Annotated in this window: 10 protein-coding genes and 1 tRNA gene; 8 read left to right on the plus strand and 3 right to left on the minus strand. The window is 46.2% G+C overall.

Annotated elements, in window-relative coordinates; genetic code table 11:
• Positions 1 to 68: 68 nt before the first annotated feature.
• Both ACFPYJ_RS02005 and ACFPYJ_RS02010 read right to left on the minus strand, forming a co-directional pair.
• Positions 69 to 1,007 carry an aldo/keto reductase family protein gene (locus tag ACFPYJ_RS02005; RefSeq protein ID WP_379186374.1) on the minus strand — a complete coding sequence of 313 codons (939 nt, stop codon included), beginning with the start codon at positions 1,005 to 1,007 and terminating at the stop codon, positions 69 to 71.
• Between the two features lie 160 nt (positions 1,008 to 1,167).
• Positions 1,168 to 1,635, minus strand: a complete 468-nt coding sequence (locus ACFPYJ_RS02010) for a hypothetical protein (protein WP_379186375.1) — start codon at positions 1,633 to 1,635, stop codon at positions 1,168 to 1,170.
• 306 nt (positions 1,636 to 1,941) lie between these two features.
• Between ACFPYJ_RS02010 and ACFPYJ_RS02015 the strand changes: the two genes are divergently transcribed.
• A complete protein-coding gene (locus ACFPYJ_RS02015) occupies positions 1,942 to 3,135 on the plus strand; it encodes an ROK family protein (RefSeq protein ID WP_379186376.1) in 1,194 nt (397 codons plus the stop codon).
• Between the two features lie 157 nt (positions 3,136 to 3,292).
• Here the strand turns inward: ACFPYJ_RS02015 and ACFPYJ_RS02020 are convergent, their stop codons facing one another.
• Positions 3,293 to 3,514: a hypothetical protein gene (locus ACFPYJ_RS02020; protein WP_379186377.1), complete on the minus strand. Its 222-nt coding sequence runs from the start codon at positions 3,512 to 3,514 to the stop codon at positions 3,293 to 3,295.
• Positions 3,515 to 3,748: 234 nt separating this feature from the next.
• Between ACFPYJ_RS02020 and ACFPYJ_RS02025 the strand changes: the two genes are divergently transcribed.
• The 7 genes from ACFPYJ_RS02025 to ACFPYJ_RS02055 all read left to right on the plus strand — a co-directional run bounded on the left by ACFPYJ_RS02025 (position 3,749) and on the right by ACFPYJ_RS02055 (position 12,565).
• Positions 3,749 to 4,876, plus strand: coding sequence for a stalk domain-containing protein (locus ACFPYJ_RS02025; protein ID WP_379186378.1), 1,128 nt, complete (start codon positions 3,749 to 3,751; stop codon positions 4,874 to 4,876).
• Between the two features lie 200 nt (positions 4,877 to 5,076).
• Entirely contained in the window at positions 5,077 to 5,940 is an 864-nt protein-coding gene (locus ACFPYJ_RS02030; RefSeq protein WP_379186379.1) for a sugar phosphate isomerase/epimerase family protein, read from the plus strand.
• A 281-nt stretch (positions 5,941 to 6,221) separates the two neighbouring features.
• Positions 6,222 to 6,293: transfer RNA gene (locus ACFPYJ_RS02035), tRNA-Lys, on the plus strand.
• Positions 6,294 to 6,661: 368 nt separating this feature from the next.
• Entirely contained in the window at positions 6,662 to 7,072 is a 411-nt protein-coding gene (locus tag ACFPYJ_RS02040; RefSeq protein ID WP_379186410.1) for a DoxX family protein, read from the plus strand.
• A 461-nt stretch (positions 7,073 to 7,533) separates the two neighbouring features.
• On the plus strand, positions 7,534 to 9,258 hold the full coding sequence (locus ACFPYJ_RS02045) for a response regulator transcription factor (protein WP_379186380.1): 1,725 nt from the start codon (positions 7,534 to 7,536) through the stop codon (positions 9,256 to 9,258).
• A gap of 13 nt (positions 9,259 to 9,271) precedes the next feature.
• Entirely contained in the window at positions 9,272 to 11,083 is a 1,812-nt protein-coding gene (locus tag ACFPYJ_RS02050) for a cache domain-containing sensor histidine kinase (RefSeq protein WP_379186381.1), read from the plus strand.
• 69 nt (positions 11,084 to 11,152) lie between these two features.
• Positions 11,153 to 12,565, plus strand: a complete 1,413-nt coding sequence (locus ACFPYJ_RS02055) for an ABC transporter substrate-binding protein (RefSeq protein ID WP_379186382.1) — start codon at positions 11,153 to 11,155, stop codon at positions 12,563 to 12,565.
• Positions 12,566 to 12,703 lie beyond the last annotated feature (138 nt).

Genomic DNA, 12,703 nt, shown 5'->3' on the forward strand with positions numbered 1-12,703 from the left:
GATAAATAAAATACGTTTAAGATGCCAAATGAGCATTAAACCAAACGGTATCTGTCCTGTATGACGGATTAAGCAAGTACGGCTTCGATTTTCGTAAGGATGTCATCGGAAAGCGTAACACCGGAGGCTTGGATATTTTCCTTCACCTGCTGGGGCTGGCTCGCGCCAACGAGGGCGCTGGCTACATTAGGCTGTCTCAGAATCCAGGCCAGAGCCAGCTGTCCTACTGTAATGCCGATCTCTGATGCGATCCTGTCAAGCTGCTGGACCTTGCCGATCTTCTCTTCGGTAATCGCTTTGCGCATCCCATCTAACTTGGCTGCACGGCTTTCTACTGGAATATCAGAGGATGAACTGTATTTGCCGGTCAGCAGTCCTTGAGCAAGCGGTGAAAATACGACTTGTCCAATACCTTTGCGCTCGCCCAGTGGAATAATCTCCTTCTCGATATACCTCTCGAACATATTATAAATGGGTTGATTGACGATAATACGATCGAGGAGGGAGCGGTCTGCTATAGCAAGAGCTTCTTCCATTTGAGATGCTGTCCATTCACTGATGCCAATGTATAATACTTTGCCTTGACGAACCAGATCATCAAGCGCACGTAACGTTTCTTGAAGCGGGGTCCCCTTATCGTAACGGTGACAATAGTAGATATCCACGTATTCGGCTCCGAGGCGTTTCAAGCTGGCATTACACTGCTCTGTAATATGCTTGCGTGAAAGCCCGCGATCGTTTGGCCCGTCACCCATCGAACCGAACACCTTCGTTGCAAGTACATATGACTCTCGGGGATATGCGCGCAAGGTTGCGCCGAGTAAAGTTTCGGCAGCTCCCTTCTCATACACATTAGCCGTATCAAAAAAATTAATCCCTAGATCGTAGGCGATTTCAATTGATTTAACAGCGTTCTCATTTGCAACGTAACCGCCGTAGGTTAACCAACTGCCCAGACTAATTTCACTGACCTTGAGTCCACTTCCGCCTAATTGCCGAAACTTCATACGTTCAGCCTCCTCTGATTGTGCTTACAACAACCATTGTAACCAAAGCACTATCAGAAGAATAGTAGTGAATATTTGATTACTATATTATAAGAATTATAATTACTATACTTTTATGTAAGCAAGCCCCCGGATATCCGGGGGCTTGCTGCTGCAGGATTTAACCTGCTTTTATAAAGGAATTGGACGTTCTGGTTTTTACTTTCCATTCGAATGATTGACTTTTCACTTGTGTGAATACCGGTCCGTTCGAAGTGGGAATAACCCAGATCGTTATATCTTGAAAGGAGGCCTTGGGGAGTTTATAGCCGGCTTCCCAGAGGTTTTCCTCCACTAGCTCCATCGTAAAGGGAACGTAAAGCTCAAGCCGGATCTGACCGGCTACCTTGAAATGATTGCTGTATTCCTCGGCTTCAGCAGCCTCCCAATGGACAGCTTCAATTCGTTTCACTTTGAATGATTTCCCTGCGCCTTGCTCGTTAATCAGCTGGATCTGATCCATCACAATCGTCTCCTCATTAATCTGAAAGTCAGCCGTTTTTAAAGCATGTGTCCTGCTCTTGGCCTTAACCAGGTGAGAAACCGTCGCATTCAGCGTTACATTAACAAAAATATCGTTTCTAATCATTGTGTAGATAACAAACCCCTTTTCAGCTTCCAGTATTTTGTTCCGGTTATTATTATAGCTAGTGATGAAGGAGAAGTTTGTTAGTCTTTAGATGATTTTCATGAATGATTTTGTCAGATCTCCGCCTATAGTCGTAGTTTCTGGCGTGAAATCTTTTCCAGGCACGAGTGCGGTACTGACTGCCTGAAAGCAGTCGCTTGATTTTCAGTAAAGCTCCTTTATTGTTTTATAAAACGCTGTATTGTATGATTATTTTTTATAAGAAGGGATCTATTCTATTTCATGCGATGAGAGGGAACAAACAACATGTCAGCCAAAACGAAGCAAGGGACGAATCAGGAAGATGTGCAGGAAATGAATCGTTCCCTGGTTATTCGACTCCTGCGGAAACGAAAAGTCTGCTCTAGAGCGGAATTAGCGCAGGCATCCGGCCTTAATCAATCGACGATCACACATATAATTAACGAGTTTATGAGTTGGGGACTTGTCGTGGAGACAGGTATGATGGATGGCAAGAAGGGCAGGCGTTCCATAGGGGTTAAATTAAACAGCGAATCGTATAAAATCATCGGTGTCAGACTTGCCCGCAAATCGACTGCCGTTGGCCTGTATGATCTTGACGGGAACGAATACAGCTGCAGGCAAAGCGCAGTTTCTGCCGCTGACGGTTCTTCCAAAGGGCTGAACCAGTTGAAGAAGTTAATTGCCGAAGCGATGAAAGGTAACGCATCCGGCCAGGTTATTGCAATAGGACTCGCAGCTCCAAGTCCGCTGCAGCATCATGAGGGCAAATTAGAGCTGGCTGCTTCTCCTCCCGGATGGGAGCGGGCTAACATCCAGGAGGAGCTGAAGACGGTATTTGAGCTTCCGGTCTATACCGAGTATGATGCGAAGGCCGGCGCGTTAGCCCACTGGTGGCTCGAGGAAGCTCATCAGGATCATGGCGTCATCATCTATGTGGAAGCGGGCCAAGAGCTGAGAGCCGGAATCGTCATGGATGGCAAGGTGTATCCGGGTTCGCTTGGAGCAGCCGGAGAGATAGGCCACATGAGCATTGATTATAAAGGGCCTGCATGTGAATGCGGTCATACCGGATGCCTGGAGCTGTATAGTTCCACTTCGGCGCTCCTGAAGAGTTTGGATAAGGATCACACCGCTCTAAAGTCTGTCTGGAAAGACTTAAGAGATCAGGATGAATTGACGGTGGAAGCCGTACGAAAGGCAGCTTGGTACCTCGGATTCGGTCTCGTGAATCTTGTGAATTTGGTTAATCCGGATCGGATTATTCTAGGGGGCGAGCTGTCCTCGGCCGGAGATTTGTGGATAAATACCATTCAGGAGGTTGTTAAGGAGCATGTACGGCCTGCGATATCAAGCGAATTAACGATTGAGCTGACTTCCTTCGAACAAGACGATATATTGCTCGGTTCCGCGACGATTGCGATAGATCGTATATTGGGTCAGCCCTCCAGCATCTTGTCTCCAGTCACACCGGAATAAAGCAAAATGATGATAGGGAGAGGCTGCCCCAAAAGGGTAGACTCGTTAGATTCAATCGCATTATTCATGCAAAAGAGCCCTAAGAACCACTGTGAAAAGTGGAGCTTAAGGCTCTTTTGCATGTTAATCGAAGAGAGCCCCTTATTTAACTGCCGCATCATTCTTTATACTTATTGGCACTGGACGAATGGTGTTTGGTCTTGTCCTTCTGTTTCTCATCTTCATTCTGAAGCTTCAAATCTTCAACTGGGATAGCGTCAACCGTCTCCTCGCTTTTGTACAGGTCAAACAAGCTCTTCTTCTCCGTAGGATACTGCTCTGCATGATCGCGCAGATTCGTCTTTTTGCCGCTCGAGGCAGCCTTCTCGAATTCATTCATGCTCATCCACCTCGCTTCCATAGCTTGTACTTATATGTACCCGGACGGATGAACATTCTAACCAAGAAGGGGGGAAATGGGAAACAGGATCAGAGGTACACGCTCCGGCACGGGGTTGTTTAAATTCGCGGCCAGCTTATGAAAGGATGCAACCTTTTCCAGACGAGCAGCGTCTGTGTGATTGTCAACATAAACCAATGAACGCTTATAAGTGTTCGGGAGGAGATTATACAGATGAAGAAAAAGAATAAGATTATTATGATGACCATGCTTGGATTGATTGGAACAACGACGGCTGTCGGCGCAGCTGGGTATATGGACAAGGTAAGCGGCATACTGCGCAGCGATATGACCGTAAAGGTCAATGGGGAATCCACTTCTATGAAGCCGGTATTCATTAACGGACAAGCCTATTTGCCGGCGCGCAGCGAAGCGGCAGCACTTGGGTATCAGATCACTTATAACGCGAAGGACAAAGAAATTGAGATAAACAAACCGGGTCAGGAGGAAACTGTGAACTATTTGCGGACTTCGGGAGTCATCGTTAGTGTAAAAGAGCTCGGCAGCGGGCAGTATCAGCTTGAAGTGCTCGGCAAAGGCGAGAACAAATGGATCATACTCAACGCGGACAAGGATACGGTGATTAAGGATGGAAGCGGCAACACCGCCGCACTGCAAGATCTTAAAGCAGGCACGCAAATCGAGGCCGAATACGGACCGATCATTGCGATGAGCTACCCCGGCCAATCCCATGCAGCGGCAATAACAGTGGGAGCAGAGCGGCTTATTAAGGAAGATGTCATTCAATCGGTGAAACATACGGAAGACGGATGGCAGGTTCAGTTCGGTGAGACCAAAGACGGCGCTGTCGTACCGACTCTTGTGCTGAATGCAGGCAAAGAAACGAGTGTGCTTACTGCTGAAGGTCAGCCGGTTGATTGGGCCGATTTGAAAGAAGGCACCAAGGTTCGCGCTTACTACGGTCCGATGGCAACTAAGAGTATTCCGCCGCAAAGCCCGCTCTTTTATTTGGTCGTCCTAAGCGGTGAAGGTACAGAGCAATTAGCTCCGGCTGCCGCTCAAGAATTCCGCGATTTAAGCTGGAATCAGCTCACAGCCGAGCAGAAGGCCCATGTAACGACAAAGCAAAATGATGCATCGGTTGAAGTCGTTGATGCTGTAGGATCGGGAGTGCTCGCAGCAACGGATGAGCAAAAGAAGCTGCTCTCCAGCATTCAGGCTGCTGGCGGCAAGCTGGTTAACGTCACCTATTCGACGGATCAGGATGAGCTGCTAGGACCGTTGACTGTTGTTTTCGATCTGGATACCAAGGCATTTGTAGGATTTAACGCTAGAAGATAAGCAGGTTTCGACCAAGCTGATTAATTGTAATATCCTGATGCGCTGCTGGAATCCGGCAGCGTATTTTTCTTATGCAAGCCGGTTATGCGTTGATCATATAATCCATTAAACGAATTATCGATTCCATGGTTTATCGTCTGAGGAGTGTCTATAGTTGACATATAGGAAGACGTTATACCAGAACAGCTAAGGGGGATATTATGAAACTCGGAATAAGCTCATACAGCCTGTATCAGGATCTTCAAGCCGGTAAAATGACCATATTGGATGCTTTACAATGGTCAGCCGACATTGGGGCGGACCATATGGAGATTGTGCCGCTTGGTTTTTCATTAGTGGAACAGCCGGAATTGATTGACGCCATTGTCAGCAAAGCTGGTGAAATCGGGATCGAACTGTCCAATTATTCCATTGGGGCCAATTTCATTCAGCCTGACGAAGAAGCGTTTGAAGCAGAGATCGCGCGTGTTCGCAATGAAGTCGACATCGCACATCGTCTTGGCTTAAAGCTGATGCGCCATGATGTGGCTTCTCGTCCGATGAAGGAATGCTCCATTACGAATTTTAATGCGGATTTGCCGCGTTTGACCGAAGCCTGCCGGAGAATTGCTGATTATGCAAGCGGTTATGGAATTACAACCAGTGTCGAAAATCATGGATACTACATCCAGCACAGCGAGCGTGTGCAAACGCTTGTCCACGCAGTGGACCGGGCTAACTTCAGAACGACGCTTGATGTGGGCAATTTCATGTGTGCAGATGAGAATTCGGCAGCAGCTGTCAAGAATAATCTCCCTATTGCCTCTATGATCCATCTTAAAGACTTCTACCTCCGCCCTTCTTATCGCTTCCCAGGAGACGGATGGTTCCGATCCTTAAGCGGCAATTACCTTAGAGGGGCTATCGTCGGACAAGGGGACATTGATATGTGGGATGTGATTTCCACCATCAAACGTTCCGGCTATGACGGGTATATTTCCATCGAATTCGAAGGGCATGAGTCTTGTACGTTCGGCTCCAAAGCCGGATTCGATAACGCCCGCCGGATTTGGAATGAGAGCTAAATAACGGAAGGCAGCCGGAATAAGAAACTTCATCATTCATACTTAGCATATAGTCAGCAGATAATAACGAGCCGCTAGAATTTCTTCTAAGGCTCGTTTTGTCTGGGAAGCGGGATTTCATGATTCTTGAACCGTACATTGTTCTAATTGACTTGGCGGTGAAATATTGCTAAACTCAACATGTCCGGTATTTGAAGAGGATGTTGTTTTTTATTCAAGTGAGAATCAATTTTCCGCAGCAGAGCTATTTTTAAAATAATGTGCTATAATACAAAGAACGCAGGTCCGTAGCTCAATGGCAGAGCAACCGGCTCTTAACCGGTAGGTTGTGGGTTCGACCCCCACCGGGCCTATACATGAAGGAAACCATCCGCTTCGGCGGGTGGTTTTTTTTGTTTACAAGCCATATTGACGCTGCACCCGGCGCAAATTCAGGCTCGTGAATCAGGTGAATGATAGCAGCAACAATAAAGACGTACCTTTGAATTTCATCGGAACCTGAGAACTAAAGCTAAGTCTCATTAGCCGCTGCTAATGAAACTTAGCTTTTTTTCATTGTCTCTTAATCGCTTCAGAAGAATACGGCAGTACGATCAATATAACTAATAATAAATATAAATTTATATTTAAAATAAATTCATTGACAAGCTGATGAAATTACTTTAAAGTATCAATACAAACATTTTATCTCTATCACTAATATTATTTTGGAGGGTAAAGGATCATGGTTAAAACATCTGGAGTAACGACCCTAATGAGAGTCGTATTGGGAATATTATTCCTTGCGCACGGCATCAACAAGTTCCAAATGGGACTTGGCAATGTCTCCGCTTGGTTTGAAAGCGCCGGAACGCCAGGGTATCTGGCTTATATTGCAGGATGGCTTGAAGTAATCGGCGGGATATTGCTGATTGTCGGTCTCTTCACAAGATATATATCTGCGCTCTTCGTCGTTATGCTGATTGGTGCGGTCTTCACCATGAAGCTGACGGCAGGTTTGCTTGGCAATGGACAAATGGCAGGCTATGAGCTGGACTTGGCTTACATCATGCTGGCAATCTATTTGATCTTTGCCGGACCGGGACTGCTGTCGATCGATAAGGTGATTTTCGATAACCGCAAGCAAGCCTAACGGAAATACCCGATTGACGCAGAGCGGCGCTATTTGCTTGGATTAACTATCGAGGACGTTTCGGTTTTTATTTCTCTTGGCGAATACGATTCTGTTTTTACAAAATTAATGATGGGGACCACACCTACAGAAGTAGCTGCGGTCCTATTTTGCTGTACTAATTGCCAAGCGGTATATCAAATGTCGACTTTTTTGATGCTGCGAAGGATGCATTTTCTTGTGAAATTGAACAAAATACTGCAACATTCCGCCAATGAACAAATTAAGCCTAATATTTTTGTATAATAATGAAGGTGGACAATTTATTGAATGAAAGGAATAAATAAGGAGGTCATCGGGAACGTAAAAATAATACACTAAATCCAAAAATAAAAACATTATATAAGTCTCTCTGCTTCTGTAAGATTGGTAAAAAAAGCACAGTTATTTGAGTGGCGAATTGAATGAGGAGGGCACTGAAAATGATAAAACTCATGGTAGTCGATGATGAGCGTTGGATTCGGGAAGGATTAAAGCAGACTATTGATTGGAGTGCGCATGGGGTTCAGTTTATCGGCGATGCCGAAGATGGATTGAAAGCGCTGGAGCTGATTGAAGCTAATGTTCCGGATATCGTGATTTCTGATATTAAGATGCCCTCCATGGATGGAATGGAATTAATTGAAGACATGAAAAAGCGTGGATTCGACACGAAGGTCATTTTTATTAGCGGCTTCAGCGATTTCGTTTATGCTCAGAAGGCAGTCAGGCTGGGTGCGTTTGATTATATTCTTAAGCCAATCGAAGAGAATGTGCTGCTTGAGATTGTTGACCGCTGCGTCAATGAAATTACACAGAAGCGAGAAATAAGATCCCGGCTGGAGGAATTGTCAGGCCGTGTTAGAGAGAGTATGCCCCTGGCTAAACAGAAGCATCTGGAAATGTGTTTGTCCGAGCCGATTGCCGAGCCTGAATTACAGTCCAAATGGGATGCTCTTAGCATTGACTTGAACCCTGACCGGCTCGTCGTCCTGTCTGCCGTCGTCCACGAATGGGGTGAGCGAGGGATGAATGAAAGAGGATGTTCGTTAATGAGGTATGCTCTGGGCAATCTCATGGAGGAAATCCTCACGGAAGAAGGTATGCGATGCCAGGCATGTCCGCTGCATGAGAATGATTTTGCGGACGTGGCGCTTATTGCCTCCCCTTGGATGCAGGCAGATCCTGTCAATTACGAGGACCTGCATCGCGGTGCGAATCGGGTCATTAAACGGGCGCATCAAGTTCTTGGCATCCGGATCAGCATCGGAATCAGCAGCGCTGGGGAAAGAAGGAAGCTTTTTTTCGCTTTTAAGGAAGCGCTTACATATAGTGCGGAATATCTCATACATGGACCGGGCGGTGTTTACGGTGCAGCCCACATGGGCAGCAGCTCAATGGACAACGAACATGAAGCTGATCCATTACATACAGAACCTAAGGATTACCAGCTATCTGGCGTGAATCAAACGGTATCTTTTGCCGCAGGTATGCCTTACACGACGATCAAATCCGAACCTCTCGACGCGGCATGGTCTAATCGGATTATTCATGCCTTGAAGCTGGTGGATAAAAACAGGTTATCCGACCTGCTTCAAGATCAAATGAAGCTGCTTCAAGAGCTGGTCAAACAAAGCTCACCGCTTGCCATTCGCTGCGAGATGAACCTGCATATTGATTATCTTCTGTCCAAATGGCAGGAGCTGTGCAGGGCGAAGGACAGCTCGAAGCCATACACGGTTACGCATCAGCTGAAGCTTCAGCTTTATCGGTGCTCGCTTCGGGACTGGAAGCAGTCGATCATGAACGTCTTTCTAATGAAGGATACGGGTGCTGCTGCATTTGGACAGAAACGTACCATTGAGAATGCGCTTCGTTACATCCATGATAACTTTCACCTTGGCATCAGCCTCAATAACGTAGCAGAAACGATCTACTTGAATCCCTCCTATTTCAGCAGGGTATTCCATGAAGAGGTTGGCGAAACGCTCAGCCGTTATCTCATTCGCATTCGGATCTCCAAAGCAAAAGAATTGCTGGAGCAGACCCCCCTTAAGATTTATGAAGTCGCGGACCGTGTCGGCTATAAAGACTTTCGGCATTTCGTGAAGACATTCAAGGAATGGGAAGGGATGACTCCTGCCCAATTTCGTAACTACGGCGCATAGAAGAGAGGTCATCATGATGCTGTCTTTCATTAAGAAATCAAAGCTTACTTCGGTTGGTGTAAAAGTATTTGGATTCTACGTTGCCAGCATGCTGATCATTATTACCGTGATGGGCTATCTCTCTTATGATAAATCCGCAGAGATGATGGAAAACAAAATCGGAGGCATGGCGCTCCAGAACGTTCAGCAAATGAGCAAGCGGATCGATACCATTCTAGCCGGCTATGAGGACCGCTCCCTATTGGTCTTAGGCAACAAAGATATTCAGAAGCAGCTTAGCGGAGAGTTTCAAAGCGAGCTGGAGAAGTTTGAGAATAATAATGCGAATACGGCATTCCTCTCGAATCTGGTAAATTCGAGAAATGATATTGCAAATATTTACTTGCTGGGAGAGAAAGGCTTCTCCTACCGCTATTCACCGAGGGACACCTTTCCGGTCTATAATCCATATCCGTATGGCTATTCTACGGAATCCTGGTATAAACGCATTCGTGATGCCGACGGGCAAGTTGTTTATTTTGGTATTGGCCCTTCACTGATAAGAGGCTGGGATGGGGATTCCGGACCCGTATTCTGCTTTGGCCGTGCGGAGAAAAATGTCAGCAGCCGCGGAGAAATTATTGGGGTGCTGTTATATGAGATCGATCCAGCGGAGATTATGAAGATTCTATCGGAAATCGATTATGACGGATCGGGTATGAATGTCATTATCGACGAAACCGGTCAGATTGTCGGTGACAAGGATGGAATCCGATTATCAAGCATCCTTGGCGTTCAGATGAAACAAGAGAATATGGGAATATTCAGCAAACCGATGGGCGGGGAAAGGATGCTGGTTGTCTACAATCGGCTGGAATCAGCGGATTGGACGCTTGTAGGCATGCTCCGGGGCGCGGATTTGATGAAGGAAGCCAATGATATCCGCTGGTATATGCTATCGCTTGGAGTCGTATTTTCTTCAATAGGTATTCTGCTTGCAATCATTATTGCTTCGTCCGTGCATCGGCCGCTTCAGAAGATGATTCGAGCTATGCGCAGAGCCAAAAACGGTGATTTTGACATTCGCATCGTGGACAAGCGTGAGGATGAATTCGGCTATCTGTTCATTCATTTTAATGAAATGGTATCCCGCATAAAAGAGTTAATTAATGAGCTCTATGTCCAGAAGCTGTTGGAGCAGGGGCTTCAGCTTAAAATGCTGGGCTCCCAGATTAATGCTCATTTTCTATATAACACCCTCGATTCCGTCCATTGGATCGCCCGCATTCATAAGGTAGACGACATCAGCACCATGATTTTCGGACTGTCCAAGTATTTGAGGCTAAGTCTTAGTGAAGGCATGGATGAGGTGCGCATCAATCAGGTTGTGCATTTACTCGACAGCTACATTATGATTCAGAAGGTCCGTTATCAGGATAAGTTTTCACTTCACCTTCATGTGGACGAGACGCTTGCGGACTACAAGGTACTGAAATTTATTTTTCAGCCTATTGTAGAGAATGCAATCTATCACGGGCTCGAGAAGAAGTCAGGTAAAGGTCGGCTGGATGTTTCCTTTATTCAGGAAAACAATTGTTTGAAATTTATCGTTGTGGATGACGGTGAAGGGATTTTGCCGGAAAAATTGACTGAGCTTCAGCTGCTGTTACGTGGTGAGGACCACGACGAGGAGAACAATTTTGCGCTGCGGAATATTAATTCACAAATCAAAATTGCTTACGGTGTTCAGTATGGAATCGAGATTGACAGCAGCTACGGGAAAGGCACCAGCGTAGTCATGACGATCCCGCTCTTGAAGATAAATCCTGCTAAGCATGTCAGCTGAATGATTCAATCATAAGGGAGTAGAACTAACTGATTACACAAGGCATATTAAAGGAGGATTTATGTAACGATGAAAGAGCTTTTGATTCGTAAAAAGAAGCCTGTTTCTTTCATGCTTGTCCTCATGATAGTTGTAATCATGTTATTAAATGCCTGCGCCAGCAAAGAAATTGGCACTGATTCTGAAACAAACGTGGGGTTAACGGAGGAAAATGATCATTCAAATGTGAAGCAAAGCAGCGATCCTGTAACGATCAGTTTCTGGTTCCCATGGGGCGGGGGATTTAAGAAAGAATTTTATAATACGGTTGTGAAACCGTTCGAAGAGGCTAACCCGGATATTAAAGTCCAAATGACTTTTGTTGAGAATTCGGATAATTCGCAGGCATCGGATAAGCTGTTGACGGCAATTGCAGGAGGCAAAGCGCCGGATGTAGCGATGTTTGACCGGTTTGTGGTCGGAGAATGGGCATCGATGGATGCTCTGGAAGACTTGTCGGATTATGTGATCCGAGATGACATGGAAAGCATTTATTATCCGAGCGTATGGGCGGAAGCCCAGTACGAGGGCAGAACATATGCCCTGCCGTGGAATACGGACAGCCGTGCCATGTTTTATAACAAATCGATGATGGAGGAAGCGGGCCTTGATCCCAATAAGCCCCCCACAACCATTGCCGAGCTGGATCAAATGGTGGAGAAAATGTTCAAAACAAACAGCAGCGGGTCCTATGAACAAGTAGGGATGATTCCTTGGATGGCCCAGGGGTTCTTGTACACGCACGGCTGGAATTTTGGCGGTGAATGGGAAAGGGACGGGGAACTGACCCCTAACGATCCGGCAATCGTCAAGGCGCTGGAATGGATGCAGGGCTATGCGAAGAAATACGATACGAAGAAGCTGACAGCTTTCTCGGATTCTTTGAGAACAACCGGGAAAAATCCGTTTATGTCCGGTAAGGTAGGGTTCATTTTTGAAGGGAATTGGCTGCTTAATGATATTGAACCGTCGAATTTTGGCTGGGGTGTCGCGCCGATGCCTACCGCTTCGGGCGATCAATCCGTTTCATGGGCGGGAGGCTGGTCTTTCGTTATGCCAAAAGGTGCGAAGAACAAGGAACAGGCCTGGAAGTTCATGAAATTTATTGCGGGTAAAGAAGGCTCGCTTCTTTGGGCAGGCCGGGCGGACAGTAAAAATGATCTGACCTGTATTCCGGAAGTGAACGAACAGCTTGGATTGTATAAAAAGGAGAATCTGCAGGTATTCGTCAAGCTGCTGGAGCACGCCCATATCCGTCCGGTAACACCTGTGGGCGGCTACATGTGGGATGAGATGTACCGCGTGCAGAATCTGGCTGTCAAGCTTCAGGGCCAGCCGAAGACCCTGCTGGATGAAATGAAGAAGAAGATCGATGCTGAATTGTCCAAGGTAAAGTCGGGAGAACGCCAAAAGCTGGAGCATGTACAGGAGAGTTCACTATAAGAAGCCAAAAAAGAGTGCCTATCAGTCTATGATAGGCACTCTTTTTTATATGAATCTTACAATCTGGCAAAAATACTACACCAAATACAAAAGCAGTCACATTACCCGATCAAATAAAAGCGTTTACACTAAAGATGT

This window comes from Paenibacillus solisilvae (assembly GCF_042656405.1).
Classification (GTDB): Bacteria; Bacillota; Bacilli; order Paenibacillales; family Paenibacillaceae; genus Paenibacillus_Z; species Paenibacillus_Z solisilvae.

Bases quoted from the DNA above. Each gene is read 5' to 3' on its own strand.
- ACFPYJ_RS02005 (WP_379186374.1), bottom strand. From the start codon at position 1,007: ATGAAGTTTCGGCAATTAGGCGGAAGTGGACTCAAGGTCAGTGAAATT.
- ACFPYJ_RS02010 (WP_379186375.1), bottom strand. From the start codon at position 1,635: ATGATTAGAAACGATATTTTTGTTAATGTAACGCTGAATGCGACGGTT.
- ACFPYJ_RS02015 (WP_379186376.1), top strand. From the start codon at position 1,942: ATGTCAGCCAAAACGAAGCAAGGGACGAATCAGGAAGATGTGCAGGAA.
- ACFPYJ_RS02020 (WP_379186377.1), bottom strand. From the start codon at position 3,514: ATGAATGAATTCGAGAAGGCTGCCTCGAGCGGCAAAAAGACGAATCTG.
- ACFPYJ_RS02025 (WP_379186378.1), top strand. From the start codon at position 3,749: ATGAAGAAAAAGAATAAGATTATTATGATGACCATGCTTGGATTGATT.
- ACFPYJ_RS02030 (WP_379186379.1), top strand. From the start codon at position 5,077: ATGAAACTCGGAATAAGCTCATACAGCCTGTATCAGGATCTTCAAGCC.
- ACFPYJ_RS02045 (WP_379186380.1), top strand. From the start codon at position 7,534: ATGATAAAACTCATGGTAGTCGATGATGAGCGTTGGATTCGGGAAGGA.
- ACFPYJ_RS02050 (WP_379186381.1), top strand. From the start codon at position 9,272: ATGATGCTGTCTTTCATTAAGAAATCAAAGCTTACTTCGGTTGGTGTA.
- ACFPYJ_RS02055 (WP_379186382.1), top strand. From the start codon at position 11,153: ATGAAAGAGCTTTTGATTCGTAAAAAGAAGCCTGTTTCTTTCATGCTT.